The organism is Streptomyces sp. R33, assembly GCF_041200175.1.
In the GTDB taxonomy this organism is placed as follows: Bacteria; Actinomycetota; Actinomycetes; order Streptomycetales; family Streptomycetaceae; genus Streptomyces; species Streptomyces katrae_B.
In genome coordinates this window covers 1,415,276-1,431,768 of record NZ_CP165727.1, presented here as the reverse complement: position 1 = coordinate 1,431,768, position 16,493 = coordinate 1,415,276, and the positions used below count along the sequence as shown (strand labels likewise).

Below are 16,493 nucleotides of genomic sequence, written 5' to 3'. Positions count from 1 at the left end.
AGGAGAGGCATGGCGTCACCAGCCGTCACCCGAACCGCCCGGCCGCTCGAAGGACTGCACCTCGCCGCCTCGGGTCCGCCCGGGCTGACCGGCCTGGTCGTGGAGCACCTCACGCTCCTCGGCGCGGGCGCCGGAGCCCGTACGGGCGGGCCGGAGCCGGGCGACGGCCGCGCGGCGCTCATCGCCGTGTCCGGCAGGGGATTCGACCGGCAGGACGCGTCCCTGAGCTGGGCGGCGCATCCGGCGGGCGGTATGACGGACGAGGCCACCGTGCAGGCGGCCACCGGCATCATGTCCGTGCACGGGCGCCGCGACGGCGCTCCGCGCGGCCTCGCGGTCGACTATGCCGCCACCGCAACGGGCGTACTGGCCGTGCAGGGGCTGCTCGCCGGGCTGCTGGCCCAGGCCAGGGGCGGCGTGGCAGGCCGGGTGGACACGAGCGCCGACCGGGCCGGGCTGCTGGCCGTCTCCCAGTACCTCGCCGCCGCCGGGGCCGATGAGGGCGAGGCCGCCGAAACGGCCCCCGGCGGACCGCCGTTCACGTCCGCCGACGGCGTCCTCTTCGAGCTGGAGACGCTGGACCCGGGCGCCTGGGCCGCGTTCTGGCGGGTCCTGGAGGCACCCTTCGAGGCCATCCGGGCCGGCTGGCGGCCGTTCCAGTTCCGGTACGCCACGGCCTGCGCCCCCTTCCCGCGGGCCCTGCACACCACGGCGCGCCGGCACACCTGGCAGCGGATCGGGGCGGCGGCCGCGACGGCGGGCGCCGAGGTCTGCCGGCTGCGGACCCTCGCCGAGCGCGCCGCCGAACACGACGGCGCCGCGCCCTGGTCCCTGGCACCGTACGGATCCGGCCACCGCCCCCTCGCCGCACCCCCCGCCGCCGCCCGGCCGCTGGCCGGGCTGACCGTGCTCGAGGCGGGCCGCCGGATCCAGGCGCCCCTCGCCGCCCACCTGCTGCGCCTGCTCGGCGCCGATGTCGTCCGGATCGAACCGCCGGGCGGCGACCCGCTGCGCGGAATGCCCCCGGCCTGCTGCGGGATCTCCGCCCGCTGGCTCGCCCTGAACCGGGGCAAGCAGGCCGTGGAGGTGGACATCAAGTCCCCCGCAGACCGGCGCCGGCTGCGCGAGATGGCCGCCGGGGCCGACGTGTTCCTGCACAACTGGGCCCCCGGCAAGGCGGCCGCACTGGGACTCGACTCGGCCGACCTGGCCGCCGTGAACCCCGCCCTCGTCTACGCGTACACGGGCGGCTGGGCGGGCCGGATCCCCGGCGCCCCGATGGGTACGGACTTCATGGTCCAGGCCCGCACCGGCGTCGGCGAAGCCGCACGTCCGCGGGACGAGCCCCCTGCACCGTCCCTCATGACCCTCGTCGACGTACTGGGCGGGCTCATGGGAACCGAGGCCGTACTGGCCGGACTGCTCCTGCGCGAGCGCACCGGAGCGGGTGTCCGCGTCGACTCCTCGCTGCTCGGGGCCGCCGACACGCTCACCGCCCCCGCCCTGCGCCGGGCGCGCCGCGGGGCGGATCCGCGCCGGCCCGCCGGATTCCGCCGACCGCTGCGCACCGCCGACGGCTGGATCGCCCCCACCGACACCTGCGCGCCCGCGGCCGCCGCGTACGACCTGCGCGAGCTGCCCACCGTCGAGGCCCTGGCCCAATTGCGCAGCCACGGCCTGTCCGCGACCGCGGTCACCACCGATCCGGCCGACCTGCTGCACCACGACCCGCGTTTCACCGGCTCGATCAGCCGCGATGCGCACGGTGCCCCCGCCGTTCCCGACCCCTGGAGCTTCGTATGACCGTCGCCCTGCACGACCTGCTGCCCGCCGGCCTGCGCCGCACCTGGGCGGTCGACGGGACCTGCCCCGACCTCGACCTCTACAGCCTCTTCCGGGCCCGGCAGATCGCCGACCTGCACGCCACGGCCGTCATCGACGCCCGGGGCGAGCTCTGCTACACCGCGCTGGACCGCAAGGTGCGCGCTCTCGCCACCGGGCTCAGGGACCTCGCCGTACGCCCCGGTGACGTGGTCGGCGTCCAGCTCCCGAACGGCCGGGGGGCGGTCATCGCCGAACTGGCCCTCGCCGCCCTCGGCGCGGTGGCCCTCTCCTTCCCCGTCGGCCGGGGCATCCGGGAGGCCGCGTCGCTGCTGCGCACGGCTGAGGCCGTCGCGGTCATCGCGGCCGTCGAGCACCGCGGCGACCACCACGCCGCCGGCCTGCGGGCCCTGCTGCCCGCCCTGCCGGCGCTGCGCCACGTCATCGCCGCCGGGCGGGTGGGCACCGCACCTGAAGGAACGATTCCGCTGTCCGCGCTGCTGCGTTCCGACCCGGCTGCGTTCGTGCCCGCCCGGCCCGACCCGGACAGCGCGGCCCGCATCCTGGTGTCCTCCGGCTCCGAGGCGGAGCCCAAGATGGTGGCGTACTCCCACAACGCGCTCGCCGGGGGCCGGGGCAACTTCCTCGCCTCGCTCATGCCCGACGGGACCCCGCCGCGCTGCCTGTTCCTCGTACCGCTCGGGTCCGCGTTCGGGTCCAACGGCACGGCCGTCACGCTCGCCCGGCACGGCGGGACACTGATCCTGCTCGACCACTTCACCCCCGAGGCGGCGCTCGCCGCCGTGCGCGAGCACCGTCCCACGCACGTCCTGGGCGTCCCCACGATGGTCCGCATGATGCTGGACCGGCTGGAACACCCCGGTCCCGACGGGGGTGAACTGCCCCCGCCCACGGCCCTGGTCCTCGGCGGCTCGGCCCTGGACGCGACCACGGCGGAGGACGCCGCCCGCGCCTTCGGCTGTCCGGTCGTCAACCTCTACGGCTCGGCCGACGGCGTCAACTGCCACACCGGACTCGGCGCCGAGGCCCCGGAGGCCGACGGCACGGGGATCGTGGCCGGCCGACCCGACCCACGCGTCGCCGACATCCGCATCACCGACCCGGACACGCACGAACAGCTCCCCGACGGCGAGATCGGCGAGATCGTCGCCCGCGGCCCGATGACCCCCATGTGCTACGTCGCCGCCCCGGACCTGGACGCCCGCTACCGCACCCCCGAGGGCTGGGTCCGTACGGGAGACCTCGGTCTGATCGACGCGGACGGCGTCCTGCACCTCGTGGGCCGCCTCAAGGACATCGTCATCCGCGGCGGGGCCAACATCAGCCCCGCGGAGGTCGAGCGGGAACTCGCCTCTCACCCCCGGGTGCGGGACGTGGTGTGCGTCGGCATCCCGGACGAGCTGATGGGCGAACGCCTCGCGGCCTGCGTCGTACCGCGCGGCCCCGAGGCCCCCACGCTCGCCTCGCTGGGCGCACACCTCACCCGGCGGGGGCTCGAACAGCGCAAGCACCCCGAGCGGCTGCTGGTACTGGCAGAACTTCCGCTCACCCCGGCCGGCAAGCCCGACCGCGCCGCCCTGCGCGAGCGGCTGGGGCAGCAGGCGGCCCTCGCACCTCCGCTCGCCCACGCGGGCTGACCGAACCGATGCAGCACGGCACGGCGCAGCGCACGACAGAACAGAACAGCACAGGACAGGACAGGACAGGACAGGACCGTCGGATGAACCGCAGGAACCTCCTCCGAGCCTCGACCGCGATCGGCGCCGCGGCCACGATGGCGGGCACCGCCACGGCGCAGGCCGCCGCAGCGCCCCCGCGATCCGCCGCGAAGGCGGCGGGACCGCTGCGCGTGCACGTCGTCATGTACGACGGAGTGGAGGAGCTCGACTTCGCCGCCCCCTACGAGGTCTTCTCCGCCGCCCGCTTCTTCACGGACCGCGCGGTCGACGTCCGCTACGTCACCACCACCGGCCCGGGAGTCGTGACCGCCGCCTACGGGACCCGGGTCGAGGTCGAGCACGCCTGGGCCCCGCGCTCGGCGGACATCCTCCTCGTACCGGGCGGCGGTTACGGGCGCCAGGACGGCCCCGGCGTATGGGCCGAGATCCGGGGCGGCACGCTTCCCCGGAACCTGGCCGCAGCAGTACGCCCCGGCCTCACCGTCAGCGCCGTCTGCACGGGCGCCATGCTGCTGGCCGCCGCCGGCCTGACCGGGAACCGCCCCTGCACCACCCACCACAAGGCGCGCCCCGACCTCGAGAAGCAGGGCGGCCTGCTGAAGAACGCCCGTGTGGTGGACGACGGCGACCTGGTCACCGCCGGCGGCATCACCTCCGGCCTGGAGCTCGCCCTGTGGCTCGTACGCCGGGAGCTCGGCGCCGACGCGGCGACGGGTGTGGAGGCCATGCTCGAGTACGAGGCACGCGGCACGGTGTGGACACCGCCTGCGGCCGGGTGCCCGTAAACGCAGGAAGGGCGGGGAGCACGGTCGTTGCTCCCCGCCCTTTCGCATGCCGGGTCAGGAGCCGCCCATGGCCTTCTTCAGCTCGGCCGCCGCGTTGCGGTAGACCGGCAGCAGATCGAGGTCCGTGCCCGGATAGTTGACGATCTCGACCTGTCGGGCCCCCGAGTCGGGCAGGACGGTCCCGGTGGACATGTGGGCGTTGTCCAGGACCAGGGCCGGCTTCTTCCCCGAGAGCTCGGCGAGCTGCGCCGGGGTGACCGCCTCGGGACCGTACGTGCCGACCGGGGCGGCACCGGCCAGCCTCGCGGACCAGCCGGTGAACGCCTGGGTCACCACCGCCGGGCTCTTCCCGCCGGGCCAGGAACCCTGGACGTCCTTCGACAGCTTCGCGTACTCGGTGTCGAACGACGCCGTCCACCGCGCGGCGGCCGCCTCGGTGCCGAACAGCTTGCCCAGCCTGGCCACTTCGGCCTTGACCTTGTCGGCGTCGTTGTCGAGGTTCACCTCGACCAGCTCGGCCTTCGAGCCGGCGGCCTCCTTGATCTTGGCCGCGTAGGGCTCGAAGGGGGCGTAGAGGACGAAGTCGGCCTTGCCGACGGCGGCGAGGTCGGAGGGCTTGGGATCGTAGTCCGGGGCGTGGTGCACCGACTGGGGCACGATCACCTTGACGTCCTCGGCTCCGGCGGCTTTGGCGAAGGCGCCCTCCCAGGTGGTGGTGACGACGACGACCGGTTTCCCGCCGGGCGGGCCGTCCTTCGAGGCGGTGTTGCCGTTGCCGCAGCCGGTGACGAGGGCCAGTGCCGCGCTCAGTGCGAGGAGGGAAGCGAGTCGGACGCGGGTGCGCGCCATGAGCTGATGCTCCGTTCGGGAACGAGATGGACCGCGAGGACGAGCGCCCCCGCGGTGAGGACGAGGACCGGCCCCGGGGGCCAGTCGAGGCGCAGGGCGAGCAGGAAACCGGTCAGGTTCACGACCACGCCGATGCCGACCGCCCAGAGGGTGATGGACCGCAGCGAGGTGCCCAGGCGGCGGGCGGCGAGCGCCGGGAGCAGGGTCAGGGCGTCGACCAGCAGTGCGCCGGTGAGCTTGATCGCCCCGGCGACCGCCACCGCGACCAGGACCAGCAGCACCACGGTCAGCGCCCCGACCGGGACGCCGGAACACTGGGCGAGCTCACGGTCGTACAGCAGCAGCGCCACATCGCGCCGCCGCCACCAGAACAGGCCCGGTACGAGGACCGCGAGCGCACCGAGCACCACGAGATCGGCGGTGCCCACGGACAGGATCGAGCCCCACAGCAGCGCGAACGCACCGGAGGCGTTGACCCCCGACACGGCCAGGACGAGCAGCGCGGCGGCGATGGCCAGGCTCATCAGCAGGCCCATGGCCCCGGACAGCCCGTCCGGGGTACGGGCCAGCGGGGCCACCCCCGCACCGGCCAGGGCGCAGGCCACCAGCGCGCAGAGCATCGGGTCGAGCCCGGTCAGCAGCCCGACCGCGATCCCCAGCAGGGCGACGTGCATCATCGCGAAGCGCACCGGCATGATGTCGAGGCCGACGACGACCACCCCGATCACCGGCAGTCCGACCGCCGCCAGCAGCAGGGCGAAGCCGGCCCGCTGTACGGGGACCAGCTGGAGCAGTTCGCCGAGACCTGCGGTCGCGAGGATCACCCGATCTCCCGCAGCCGGCCCGCGGCCATCTCCAGCACGCGGTCACAGCGCTCCGCGAGCGCCCGGTCGTGCGTCACGACGACGAGGGTCACCGGCAGCCCGGCCAGTACCTCGGCCGCCTCCTCCTGGCCGCCGAAATCCAGTGCGGCGGTCGGCTCGTCGGCCAGCAGCACCTCGGCTCCCGCGGCCACCGAGCCGATCGCCCGGGCCAGGTACATGCGCTGCAGCTGGCCGCCGGACAGCGTGTGCAGCGGCCGTCCGAGCAGCGCGCCGACCCCCAGTTTCCGTGCCGCTTCGGCGGCCTCGGCCGGTGCGCCGCCGCTGGCCAGCAGTTCGTCGCCGAGCAGCGGGAACCGGCCGGTCGCCGGCTTCTGCGGGATCCAGGCGCAGGACCGCCGCCGCCAGGCCCACTCGGCGGCCGAACCGGTGCCCCGGCCGCCGACCAGGATGCTCCCGGACACCTGGCGGTGCAGCCCCAGGACCGCACGCAGCAGCGTGGTCTTGCCCGAGCCGTTGGTGCCGGTCAGCGCGACGCGCTCGCCCGCCGCGATCTCCAGATCCACGTCGGCGACCGCCTCGACCCGGCCGTGGCGGCAGGCGACCCCCCGCATGCGTACGTCCAGCCCGCCCATCCGTCGCCCTCCCGTCGTCCGGTGCCGGGGGTTCCCGGCACTCGGAGTTGGTCGGACGCGGGCCCCTTCCGGTTCCGGCGGGCGGCGGATCCGGTTCGGCCGGTTCAGGTCCAGTGAGGGGCGGGTGGAGCGGCCGGGGCCGGGGTCGCGGCCGGCGCGGGTGCCGGGTCGTCGCCGCCCTGGTCGAGCCGGAACGGCGGGTACTCGTCCGTCATGAGCGCGGCGTACGCGGCGACGCGCAGCACCCACCGGTGCAGTCCCACGATCAGGTCGAAGACGTCGCGCGGGTACTTGGCGGTGAAGGCGAGCACCACGGCCGCGATGATCGCCAGCAGCGTGATCAGACCGCCACCGCCGCACCAGCCGTGACGCATGCCGCCGGTGAAGAAGGCGATGACCAGGTAGTGGGGGATCGCGAAGAGCCACCACTTCACCAGGACCAGCGGCCGCGACAGGTGCTCCGGGTAGGCGATCTCGAGGCGCGCCGGATAGCCGGGCTCGGGGCCGAGGCTGAAAGGCGGGTACCGGTCGGTGGCGAGGGCCCCGTACGCGTAGTACGAGACCCGCCACGACCAGCGGAGCACGCCGACGTTGAAGTCGAACAGTCCGCGCGGGTAGCGCCCGGTGAACAGGATCGCGAAGAAGGCGATCACGCTGACCAGGACGAAGACGATCCACAGGAACAGCAGCACGATGTAGTGCGGGATCGCCAGGATCCACTTGACCAGCCACAGCCAGCGCGACAGCGGGCTGTCCAGGTCGGCGCTCACCCTGACCGAGCGATAGGGAGAATCGTTCGCGGACATGATTGCGTCACCGTCCCGTGTCCGGCGTCGTGAGCCCCCGGACCTCGTGCCCCTCCATCATCCGCGCCGCACGGGGCATGCTCCAGTCGGCGCCCCTGCTGTCCGGATGTGACAGACAAGCGTCATTGCGGACATGAGGCCGCGCGGCCAGGATGGACGCATGTCCACGCCCCACCGCGTCGTGATCGCGGTCTTCCCCGATGTCGACCTGCTCGACGTCACCGGCCCCGCCGAGGTCTTCGCCCTGGCGAGCCGGGAGGCGGGGCGCAGGCTGTACGACGTACGCCTGGCGGGCCCGGACGGCGGACACGTCACCACGTCGGCCGGCGTCCGGCTGGTCACCGATCTCTCCTTCGCCGAGGTCGGCGCCGCCGTGGACACCCTCGTGGTGCCCGGCGCCGTCGAGCCGGGGGAGGACGGCCCGGTCGCCCGCGTCGACGACGAGGTGGTCCGGTGGATCGCCGCCACCGCCCCGCACGCCCGGCGCGTGGCGTCGGTGTGCGTCGGCGCGCACCTGCTGGCCTCGGCCGGCCTGCTGGACGGGCGCAGGGCCACCACCCACTGGTCCACCGCCGCCCAGCTGGCAGCCGACCACCCGCAGGTCGAGGTCGATCCGGACCCGATCTTCGTCCGGTCGGGCCGGGTGTGGACCGGGGCCGGGATCAGCGCCTGCATGGACCTGACGCTGGCCCTGGTGGCCGAGGACCACGGGGAGGAACTCGCCCTCGTGGTCGCCCGGCAGCTGGTGATGTACCTCAAGAGGCAGGGCGGCCAGAGCCAGTTCAGCGTTCCGCTCAGCCGCCCGGCCGCCTCCCGCAGGGACATCGACGCACTGCGGGTCTTCATCACCGAACACCTCGGCGAGGACCTCTCCGCGGCCGCCCTCGCGGCCCGGATGTCCGTGAGCGAGCGCCATTTCGCCCGGATCTTCCGCAAGGAGCTGGGCACCAGCCCCGCCGCCTACGTGGAGGCGGTACGGGTGGAAGGCGCCCGCCGGCTGCTCGAGACCACCGACCAGCCCCTGGAACAGGTCGCCGCGGCCGCCGGCCTGGGCTCGGTGGAGACCCTGCACCGCGCCTTCCGCAAGCAGATCGCCACGACCCCGGCCGCGTACCGCCGCCGTTTCCGCACCGCCAACTGACCGTTTCCACCCATCCCTTGCCCGGCGCAACCCGCGCCGGGGCCGCGGCTTCGCCGTGCCCGTTTCCGATCCGAAGGACGGTTCACCCATGTCTGCATCCACCGCGTCCGCCACCCTGCGCGATGTCTTCGGCCTCCCGGGCACGCTGCCCCGCCTGGCCGAGTCCACCCTGATCATGGTCGACTTCCAGAACACCTACCGGTCCGGTGTGATGGCCCTGGAAGGCGCGCAGCAGGCCCTGGCGGCGGGCGCGCGCCTGCTGGCCGCGGCCCGGGCCGCCGGCGCGCCGGTCGTACACGTCGTCAACGACGGCGGCGAGGGGACCCCGTACGACATCCGGGCCGAGATCGGTGCCATCAGCGCCGAGGTCGCGCCGCTCGACGGGGAACCGGTCGTGGTCAAGCAGGTCCCGAACGCCTTCCACGCCACCGAGCTGGAGAAGACCCTGCGGGAGCTCGGCGCCGGACCGGACCTGGTGATCGCCGGGTTCATGACCCACATGTGCATCACCTTCACGGCCCAGGGCGCCTTCAACCTGGGCTTCCGCCCGACCGTCGTGGCCGAGGCCACCGCGACGCGCACGCTCACGGCGCCCGACGGCAAGCCGATCCCGGCGGCCGCCCTCCAGTCGGCGAGCCTCACCACGATCGCCGACCTCTTCGGGACGGTGGCACCCACGGTCGCAGCCCTGACGCCGTGACGGCCGCGCGGGTCAGTGGATGACGCTGAAGCTGCGCCAGGGGAGGCTGACCGGGGCCGTCACGTTCGAGAGCGTGGTGGCCACGTAGATGCCGTCGCCGCCGTCGAGCTTCTTGCAGTCCTCCGTCCGGTACAGGACGACGTCGACGAGGGTGTTGTTCTCGACGTGGGTGGCGCCCTTCGGGAGGGCGATCTTGTGGCATCCGTTCACCGACGTGTTGGAGTAGCTCAGCTCGACCGGCGAGTCGTGGCCGCGGAAGGTGAGCATGCCGACGGTGCTCCGGCCCAGGCCCGAGCAGGCGGTGGCGGTCAGCAGAATTGCTGCGGCCGCGGTGATGACGCCGATACGCCGGCTGTGGGACATGGCGCGGTCCTCGTCTGTGCGGGGGTGGCTGGCCTTGCCCACAGCCTGCCCCGGCGGGGCACGGGCGGCATCCGGTGCTCCGCCGGGCGGATGAACGCGGCCGGGACGGGAAGGGAGTCGGCCATGACTGACCTTCGTATCGGCGTCCTCGGATTCGGGCTGCGCGGCAGCATCGCGCGCACGGCGCACCGGCCCGGCCGCGGGTCGGCGGTCACCGCCGTCGCGGACCCCGATCCGCGGGCCCGGGCGGATGCCGCCGCGGCCTTCCCGGGCGCGTACGTCACCGCCGACCACCGGGCGGTGATCGACGACCCCGAGGTCGACGCCGTCCTCGTGCTGACCCCCGACCACACCCACGCCGACCTGGCCCGCCAGGCACTCGTCGCCCGCAAGCCCGTATTCGTCGAGAAGCCGCTCGACATCTCGGTGGACCGCTGCGACGAGATCCTGCGCACCGCCCGCGAGACGGGCACCCGCCTGTACGTCGGGCACAACATGCGGCACATGCCCGTGGTGCGGACGATGCGCGCGTTGATCGCGGCCGGCGAGATCGGCCGGGTCAGGACGGTCTGGGTCCGGCACTTCGTGGGCTACGGCGGCGACTGGTACTTCAAGGACTGGCACGCCGAGCGCCGGTACACCACCGGCCTGCTGCTCCAGAAGGCCGCGCACGACATCGACGTCCTGCACTGGCTGGCCGGCGCCTACACCGACGACGTCCAGGCGATGGGCGACCTGATGGTCTACGGGGACAACCCGCACCGCCGCGCGCCCGGCGAGCCCAAGGGCGAGGACTGGTACACGGAAGACGGCCACTGGCCCCCGCACACCCAGCGCGGCCTCAACCCGGTCATCGACGTCGAAGACGTCTCGCTGCTCAACCTCCGCCTCGCCAACGGCGTGCTCGCCGCCTACCAGCAGTGCCATTTCAGCCCCGACTACTGGCGCAACTACACCGTCATCGGGGATGCCGGGCGCCTGGAGAACTTCGGCGACGGCCCCGGCGGCGAGGTCCGGGTGTGGAACGCCCGGCGCTCCGGGTACCGGGCCGAGCCGGACGCCTCCCACACCGTCCCGGACGCGGCGGCCGCGGGCGGGCACGGCGGCGCCGATCCGCTCCTGATCGACGAGTTCCTGCGCTTCGTACGCCACGGGGGAGCCACGGACACCTCGCCGGTCGCGGCCCGTATGGCGGTCGCGGTGGGCTGCCTGGCGACCGAATCCCTACGCGCCGGCGGCACGCCCCGCCGGGTACCGCCGCTCGACCCGGACCTGGTGGCGTACTTCGACCGCGGCCAGCAGCCCGCCGGGCCCCGGTGAACGGCCCGTGGGCGAAACGGCCCCGCTGTTTGCCCAAGAGTTCCCCAAGGGCGGGCCTGCCTCCGGGCCCCGGCCCTGCAGGGCCCTACCTTGGGCCCGCATGAGCGTCCTTGCTGAGCGTCACCGGGCCGAGGGCATTCCCGGGCGGCGCGGCCTCGTGCGGGGCGCCCTGACCGGTGCCGTGGCCCTGTGCGCCGGGCTGGCGTCCGGGGCCGGCTCCACGGCGCGCAGCACCCGTACCGGTCTGCACGGCCCGCGGCCCGCCACGCCCGAGGCGGCGCTGCGCGAGCTGTCGGCAGGCAACGTCCGCTGGCGGACGTTCCACGAGGCCCATCCCGACGCCACCCGGACCGTACGGCAGGCGCTGGTCGGGGGACAGCACCCGTTCGCCGTCATCCTGGGCTGCGTGGACTCCCGCGTCCCGCCGGAGCTGGTCTTCGACCAGGGGCTCGGCGATCTGATGACCGTACGGTCGGCCGGCGAGGTCCTCGACGACGCGGTGCTCGGAAGCATCGCGTTCGGGGTCGTGGAGCTGGCGATCCCGCTGGTCGTGGTGCTCGGGCACCAGTCCTGCGGGGCCGTGACCGCCGCGGTCCGCGCCGCCGAGGGACTGGAGCAACTGCCCGGACACCTGCGTTACCTGGCCCAGCAGATCCGTCCGGCCGTCGACCGCAGCCTGCGCCGGGAGGCCCGAGTCGATGCGGCGGTCACCGAGAACGTACGGCTCGTACGCTCCCGGCTGGCGGCGGAACCCGATCTGGCCGCCCGGGTCACGGCCGGGAAGCTGGCCGTGGTCGGCGCCCGGTACGAGCTCACCACCCAGCGGGTGCGCCGGATCCGCTGAGGCACGCACCTCGCGGACCGCCCGAGAACCGGCCGGGGGTCAGGTCTCCTCGGGTTCGGGCAGGGGCTGCTCGGACCAGATGACCTTGCCCTCCGGGGTGTACCTGGCGCCCCAGCGGCGGCTGATCTGGGCCACCAGGAAGAGGCCGCGGCCGCCCTCGTCCGTGGTCTTCGCGTAGTGCAGCCGCGGCGAGCTGCTGCTGCCGTCGAAGACCTCGCAGGTCAGCATCCGGTCGTGCAGGAGCCGTACGCGGACCGGTTCGGCGCCGTGCCGGATCGCGTTGGTGATGAGCTCGCTCAGCACCAGCTCCGTCCCGAAGGCGAGCTCCGACAGGCCCCATTCCTCCAGCTTCGCCACGGCGACGGCCCGCATCGCCCCGACCGCGCTCGGCTCGAACGGCACGTCCCATTCGGCGATGCGGTCCGCCGGCAGCGCCGACGTCCGCGCGACCAGCAGGGCCACGTCGTCGCGCGGGCGCACCGGCAGCAGCTCCGCGAGGACCGCCCGGCAGGTCTCCTCGGGCCTGCGGTCGGCGTGGGCCAGGGCCGAACGGAGCAGCGCGAGGCCCTCGTCGATGTCGCGGGTGCGCTCCTCGATCAGCCCGTCGGTGTACAGCACCAGCTGGCTGCCCTCGCTCAGGTCCAGCTCCGCCGACTCGAAGGGGAACCCTCCGAGCCCCAGCGGCGCCCCCGCGGGCAGCTCCGGGATCTCCACCGTGCCGTCCGGGCGCACCACCGCCGGCGGCATGTGGCCGGCCCGGGCCACCGTGCAGTGCTGGGTCACCGCGTCGTACACGGCGTACAGGCAGGTCGCGCCGATCAGGCCGCCCTCGCCGCCGCCGCCGTCCACGCTCTGGTCGATGTACTGGACGAGGTCGTCGAGGCGGGCGAGGAGTTCGTCGGGCGGCAGGTCCAGGGACGAGAAGTTCAGTACGGCCGTACGCAGCCGGCCCATGGCGGCGGCGGCGTGCAGCCCGTGCCCGACGACGTCGCCGACGACGAGGGCGACACGGCTGCCCGGGAGCGGGATCACGTCGAACCAGTCGCCGCCCACCCCGGACTGCGCGGGCAGGTAGTAGTGCGCGACCTCCACGGCGCTCTGCTCGGGCAGATCGCGCGGCAGGAGGCTGCGCTGGAGGGTCACGGCCAGGGCGTGCTCGCGGGTGTAGCGGCGCGCGTTGTCGATGGTGACCCCGGCCCGGGCGACGAGTTCCTCCGCCAGCGAGACGTCCTCCTCGTCGAACGGCTCCTTCTCCGCCCGCCAGAAGTTGACCACGCCGAGGGCGACCCCGCGGGCCTTGAGGGGCGCCGTGATCAGGGAGCGGACGCCGTAGTCGATGATGGCCTGCGCCCGGGGCGGGTCCTGGGCCTGCCAGCCCGGCGCGTCCGCAAGATCGCTCACCAGCTCGGCCCGGCCGCTGTTGAGCCCGCGTGCTTGCGGCGTCGAGGGCAGGAAGTCGATCAGCCGGCCCTTCGGGTAGAGCGGGACGTCGTCCCGGATGCCGCTGACCCCGGTGCGGCGCAGGTCGGCGGTGACGGCGGTGGGCTCGTCGCCCAGGAGTACGGGCTCCGCCAGGTCGACGGTCACGAAGTCCGCGAACCGGGGCACGGCGACGTCCGCGAGCTCCTGGGCCGTGCGCTGCACGTCCATCGTGGTGCCGACGCCCACGCCCGCGTCGTACAGCAGCCTGAGCCGTTTGCGGGCCGCCTCGGCCCGGGTGCTGAGCACCTGCATCTCGGTGGAGTCCCGGATGGTGACGGCCATGCCCTCGGGCCTGCCGCGGGGCCGGGTCGGGCGCTGGTTGACGACCAGCAGCCGGTCCCCGGCCTCGTGCACCTCGTCGGTGGCCACCCGGCCGGACAGCAGGAGGTCGGCCATCTTCCGGTCGAGCCCGGACAGCTCCCGGATGTGCTGGCCCTCCGCGTCGGGCGGGAGCCGCAGCAGCCGTTTCGCCTCGTCGTTGGCGAGGAGGAGGCGGCCGCCGCCGTCGGTGATCAGCACCCCCTCGCGTACGGAGTGCAGCACCGCGTCATGGTGCTCGTACATGCGGGTCATCTCGAGCGGGCCGAGCCCGCGGGTCTGCCGGTTCAGGCGCCGGCTGATCAGGGCCGCGCCCGCGGTGGCCAGGGCGAGGGCCGCCGCGCTGGTGCCGAGGATGACGGGGAGTTGCCGGCCGGCCAAACCGGTGACGTTCTTCACCGTGAGGCCTGCCGACACCAGCGCCACGACGGGGCCGCCGTCCTTGTAGGGATCGACGAAGACGGGGACCACGGCCTGGATCTCCTGGCCCAGGGGGCCCTTCACGCTCTCGGTGTACACCTGGCCTGCCAGTGAGGGCGCGATGGTGCCCACGAACTGTTTGCCGATCCGGTCGGGGAGCGGATGGGTGTAGCGGATCCCCTGGTCGTTCATCACGACGATGAAGTCCACTCCGGCGTCCCTGCGCGTCACCTCGGTGAGCGGCTGGAGGATCTTGGAGGGATCGGGGGAACGGAGCGCCTCGCGGAGCCCGAGACCGTGCGCGAACGTCTGCGCGACCGCCACCGAGCGGGAGCGGGCCTCGCGGTCGACGTCGTGCCGCGACTGGAGGACGAGCGCCAGTACCGCACCGGCAGCGAGCAGCACCACGATCGCCACCTGGAGGACGAATACCTGTCGGGCGACGCTGCGCGGGCGCTTTTTGCTCAGTGACCGCACCGACGTCCCCGGCACGGGTTGCAAGGATGGGTCACGAACCATTTGTAGCACTGTCGGTGGTCCGCAGCCGTGAGAGCCGCGAGTGCCGTCCGGGCGCGCCGTCAGTCGGTGCGGCTCTCCCGCCAGGTTTTGAGCACCTCGTCGACGTCGAATTCGGTGAGCTGGAGGGGCGGCCCCGGCGGCGGCCTGCGCAGGGCTGCGCGGATCTTCTCGTTGATCTCGGCGAGGACGGCCCGCACCCGGCGCTCCGAGGGCGCCGTCCGGGCCGCCTCCAGGGCGTCCTCGGCCTCTTTGCGCAGGGCGAGCGCCGGCGGCAGGGCGGCGAACCCCTCGCGGTGCATCTTGTCCCGGATCCACCACAGCTCGTCGTACGGGGCGTCGATCGAGGCCAGCGGCTTGCCGTAGCCGGGCAGTTTCTCGAACTCGCCGCGCTCGGCGGCCTCCCTGATCTGCCGGTCCACCCAGGACTCGAAACTGACGCCCGGTGGCTTGCGCTCGGTCACGGTTTCCTCCTCGACAGCCCCTGCCGATCAGCGTATCGCCGGGCCGGCGGCAGGAGGTCGCCCGCGGTCGATCACCGCAAGAATTATCTTGACGTCAAGATTAACCTCGGGCAGGCTACCACGAAGTATCTCGATATCGAGATACTTCGGCGGGGGATGCGGAGGCCCGGGATGATCTGGCGGCGCGGTGCGGGGAACCGGCAGGACCGGCGGGACGGAGCCGGGCTGCTGGCGCAGTTGCGCCGCCCGCCCGGCGGCCGGGACGCCCGCATCATGCTGTTCGCCCAGCTGCTGGACCGCACCGGGACCGGGGTCTGGGCCGCGTCCTGCGTCCTCTTCTTCACCTTCGTGGTCGGACTGGACGCCCGCCAGCTGGGCCTGCTGCTGGGCGCCGCAGGCGTGGCGGGCATCGCCGGGTCCCCGCTGGCCGGCCACCTGGCCGACCGCTTCCCCGTACGCACGCTGCTGATCGGCAGTCACCTGCTGCGCCTCGGGACGGTCTGCGCGATGCTCGTGATCACCCGCTTCGAGGTACTGCTGCTCGTGGTCGCCGTCACCTCCCTCGGCGAGCGCGCGTCCAAGATGCTGGAGATGCTCTTCGCCACGCGGGCGGCGGGCGAGCAGCGCGCCACGTACCAGGCGCTCTCGCGCAGCGCGGCGAACGCCGGCTACGCGCTCGGCGCGGGCATCGCCGCCATCGGTCTGGCCGTGGGCACCCGCGAGGCGTACCACGCCCTCATCCTCGGCAACGCGCTGTCGTTCCTCGCGGCCGCGGCGCTGGTGTGGCGCACGCGGGAGCAGGACGGGCACGGCCACCGCCCCGGCCACCGGAGTGCCCGGGTGGCCGGCGGGACCGGGGACGCGGCCGCGACGGGCCCGACGGCCGCAGCGAACCCGTGGCGGGACCGCGGCTACCTCAGGTTCGTCCTGCTGGACATCCCGATGTGCCTGGACGACTCGATCCTGGGCGTCGGGCTGCCGCTGTGGCTGGTCGACCACACCGACGCACCGCACGCCGTGGTGCCCGCCTTCCTCTTCGTCAACACCGTCCTCGTCGTGGCCCTGCAGCTGACCGTGTCGGCGCGGGTCCGGCTGCCGCGCCAGGCCGCCCGGGCGGTCGGCCTGTACGGACTGACGACGCTCGCGTGCTGCACGCTCCTGGCCCTCACCCCCGAACACGGGGCCTGGGCCGCCTCGGTCACCCTGCTGGCCGCGGCCGTGCTGGTCACCGCGGCCGAGCTGATCCGCTCGGTGAGCTCCTGGGAGCTGGCCGTCTCCCTCGCTCCGCAGGAGGCGAGGGCCTCGTACCTGGGGGTGGCGGGCATGTCCCAGTCCATCCAGAAGTCCGCCGGGCCGCTGCTGCTGACCGGCGCGGTGATGGCGGCCGGGCCGACGGGCTGGCTGGCGCTCGGGGCGGCGGTCGCGGGGCTGGCCGTCGTCCAACGGCGGGCCGGCCTGCGGCGGCTGGACGCCCTGCAGGCCGCCGCTCCCGTTTGACGGGACCCGTC

Annotated in this window: 15 protein-coding genes; 8 read left to right on the top strand and 7 right to left on the bottom strand. The window is 73.9% G+C overall.

All coding sequences use genetic code 11. The features are described 5' to 3' along the window. The first annotated feature begins 9 nt into the window (after positions 1-9). The 3 genes from AB5J51_RS07045 (at position 10) to AB5J51_RS07035 (ending at position 4,306) form a co-directional block, all read left to right on the top strand. The gene (locus tag AB5J51_RS07045) at positions 10-1,803 is read left to right on the top strand and encodes a CoA transferase (RefSeq protein ID WP_369777172.1); all 1,794 of its coding nucleotides are present in this window, start codon (positions 10-12) and stop codon (positions 1,801-1,803) included. After that, positions 1,800-3,479 (top strand): class I adenylate-forming enzyme family protein, encoded by a 1,680-nt coding sequence (locus AB5J51_RS07040; protein WP_369777171.1) that lies wholly within the window; start codon positions 1,800-1,802, stop codon positions 3,477-3,479. The genes AB5J51_RS07045 and AB5J51_RS07040 overlap by 4 nt, the downstream gene beginning before the upstream one ends. Before the next feature lie 83 nt (positions 3,480-3,562). Continuing rightward, positions 3,563-4,306 carry a DJ-1/PfpI family protein gene (locus AB5J51_RS07035; RefSeq protein ID WP_053788031.1) on the top strand — a complete coding sequence of 248 codons (744 nt, stop codon included), beginning with the start codon at positions 3,563-3,565 and terminating at the stop codon, positions 4,304-4,306. A 54-nt stretch (positions 4,307-4,360) separates the two neighbouring features. On the opposite strand, the gene AB5J51_RS07030 is transcribed toward AB5J51_RS07035, so the two are convergent. From AB5J51_RS07030 to AB5J51_RS07015, 4 genes are all read right to left on the bottom strand, one after another. After that, positions 4,361-5,155 carry a metal ABC transporter solute-binding protein, Zn/Mn family gene (locus tag AB5J51_RS07030; RefSeq protein ID WP_136226094.1) on the bottom strand — a complete coding sequence of 265 codons (795 nt, stop codon included), beginning with the start codon at positions 5,153-5,155 and terminating at the stop codon, positions 4,361-4,363. Continuing rightward, a complete protein-coding gene (locus tag AB5J51_RS07025; protein WP_136226095.1) occupies positions 5,113-5,979 on the bottom strand; it encodes a metal ABC transporter permease in 867 nt (288 codons plus the stop codon). Before AB5J51_RS07025 ends, AB5J51_RS07030 begins: the two co-directional genes overlap by 43 nt. Beyond that, positions 5,976-6,611: a metal ABC transporter ATP-binding protein gene (locus AB5J51_RS07020; protein WP_053788028.1), complete on the bottom strand. Its 636-nt coding sequence runs from the start codon at positions 6,609-6,611 to the stop codon at positions 5,976-5,978. The genes AB5J51_RS07025 and AB5J51_RS07020 overlap by 4 nt, the downstream gene beginning before the upstream one ends. Positions 6,612-6,715: 104 nt before the next feature. Further along, positions 6,716-7,417, bottom strand: coding sequence for a DUF4389 domain-containing protein (locus AB5J51_RS07015; RefSeq protein ID WP_369777170.1), 702 nt, complete (start codon positions 7,415-7,417; stop codon positions 6,716-6,718). A 160-nt stretch (positions 7,418-7,577) separates the two neighbouring features. On the opposite strand from AB5J51_RS07015, the gene AB5J51_RS07010 reads away from it, so the two are divergent. Further along, on the top strand, positions 7,578-8,558 hold the full coding sequence (locus tag AB5J51_RS07010; RefSeq protein WP_369777169.1) for a GlxA family transcriptional regulator: 981 nt from the start codon (positions 7,578-7,580) through the stop codon (positions 8,556-8,558). Positions 8,559-8,646: 88 nt separating this feature from the next. Then, positions 8,647-9,258, top strand: coding sequence for an isochorismatase family protein (locus AB5J51_RS07005; RefSeq protein WP_053788025.1), 612 nt, complete (start codon positions 8,647-8,649; stop codon positions 9,256-9,258). Between the two features lie 12 nt (positions 9,259-9,270). Here the strand turns inward: AB5J51_RS07005 and AB5J51_RS07000 are convergent, their stop codons facing one another. Further along, positions 9,271-9,621 carry a hypothetical protein gene (locus AB5J51_RS07000; protein WP_053788073.1) on the bottom strand — a complete coding sequence of 117 codons (351 nt, stop codon included), beginning with the start codon at positions 9,619-9,621 and terminating at the stop codon, positions 9,271-9,273. A gap of 123 nt (positions 9,622-9,744) precedes the next feature. Between AB5J51_RS07000 and AB5J51_RS06995 the strand changes: the two genes are divergently transcribed. Both AB5J51_RS06995 and AB5J51_RS06990 read left to right on the top strand, forming a co-directional pair. Beyond that, positions 9,745-10,941, top strand: coding sequence for a Gfo/Idh/MocA family protein (locus AB5J51_RS06995; protein ID WP_369777168.1), 1,197 nt, complete (start codon positions 9,745-9,747; stop codon positions 10,939-10,941). 100 nt (positions 10,942-11,041) lie between these two features. Continuing rightward, positions 11,042-11,785 (top strand): carbonic anhydrase, encoded by a 744-nt coding sequence (locus tag AB5J51_RS06990; protein ID WP_136226099.1) that lies wholly within the window; start codon positions 11,042-11,044, stop codon positions 11,783-11,785. A 39-nt stretch (positions 11,786-11,824) separates the two neighbouring features. Here AB5J51_RS06990 and AB5J51_RS06985 read toward each other — a convergent pair whose 3' ends face one another. Continuing rightward, positions 11,825-14,524, bottom strand: a complete 2,700-nt coding sequence (locus tag AB5J51_RS06985; RefSeq protein ID WP_136226100.1) for a SpoIIE family protein phosphatase/ATP-binding protein — start codon at positions 14,522-14,524, stop codon at positions 11,825-11,827. 59 nt (positions 14,525-14,583) lie between these two features. Beyond that, complete coding sequence (locus tag AB5J51_RS06980) at positions 14,584-14,985, bottom strand: DUF1992 domain-containing protein (RefSeq protein WP_053788021.1); 402 nt, start codon at positions 14,983-14,985, stop codon at positions 14,584-14,586. A gap of 171 nt (positions 14,986-15,156) precedes the next feature. Between AB5J51_RS06980 and AB5J51_RS06975 the strand changes: the two genes are divergently transcribed. Then, positions 15,157-16,482 (top strand): MFS transporter, encoded by a 1,326-nt coding sequence (locus tag AB5J51_RS06975; protein WP_369777167.1) that lies wholly within the window; start codon positions 15,157-15,159, stop codon positions 16,480-16,482. The last annotated feature ends 11 nt before the right edge of the window (positions 16,483-16,493 follow it).

Excerpts from the sequence above, each read along its gene's own strand:
- AB5J51_RS07045 (WP_369777172.1), top strand. The coding sequence starts at position 10 with ATGGCGTCACCAGCCGTCACCCGAACCGCCCGGCCGCTCGAAGGACTG.
- AB5J51_RS07040 (WP_369777171.1), top strand. The coding sequence starts at position 1,800 with ATGACCGTCGCCCTGCACGACCTGCTGCCCGCCGGCCTGCGCCGCACC.
- AB5J51_RS07035 (WP_053788031.1), top strand. The coding sequence starts at position 3,563 with ATGAACCGCAGGAACCTCCTCCGAGCCTCGACCGCGATCGGCGCCGCG.
- AB5J51_RS07030 (WP_136226094.1), bottom strand. The coding sequence starts at position 5,155 with ATGGCGCGCACCCGCGTCCGACTCGCTTCCCTCCTCGCACTGAGCGCG.
- AB5J51_RS07020 (WP_053788028.1), bottom strand. The coding sequence starts at position 6,611 with ATGGGCGGGCTGGACGTACGCATGCGGGGGGTCGCCTGCCGCCACGGC.
- AB5J51_RS07015 (WP_369777170.1), bottom strand. The coding sequence starts at position 7,417 with ATGTCCGCGAACGATTCTCCCTATCGCTCGGTCAGGGTGAGCGCCGAC.
- AB5J51_RS07010 (WP_369777169.1), top strand. The coding sequence starts at position 7,578 with ATGTCCACGCCCCACCGCGTCGTGATCGCGGTCTTCCCCGATGTCGAC.
- AB5J51_RS07005 (WP_053788025.1), top strand. The coding sequence starts at position 8,647 with ATGTCTGCATCCACCGCGTCCGCCACCCTGCGCGATGTCTTCGGCCTC.
- AB5J51_RS07000 (WP_053788073.1), bottom strand. The coding sequence starts at position 9,621 with ATGTCCCACAGCCGGCGTATCGGCGTCATCACCGCGGCCGCAGCAATT.
- AB5J51_RS06995 (WP_369777168.1), top strand. The coding sequence starts at position 9,745 with ATGACTGACCTTCGTATCGGCGTCCTCGGATTCGGGCTGCGCGGCAGC.
- AB5J51_RS06990 (WP_136226099.1), top strand. The coding sequence starts at position 11,042 with ATGAGCGTCCTTGCTGAGCGTCACCGGGCCGAGGGCATTCCCGGGCGG.
- AB5J51_RS06985 (WP_136226100.1), bottom strand. The coding sequence starts at position 14,524 with ATGGTTCGTGACCCATCCTTGCAACCCGTGCCGGGGACGTCGGTGCGG.
- AB5J51_RS06975 (WP_369777167.1), top strand. The coding sequence starts at position 15,157 with ATGATCTGGCGGCGCGGTGCGGGGAACCGGCAGGACCGGCGGGACGGA.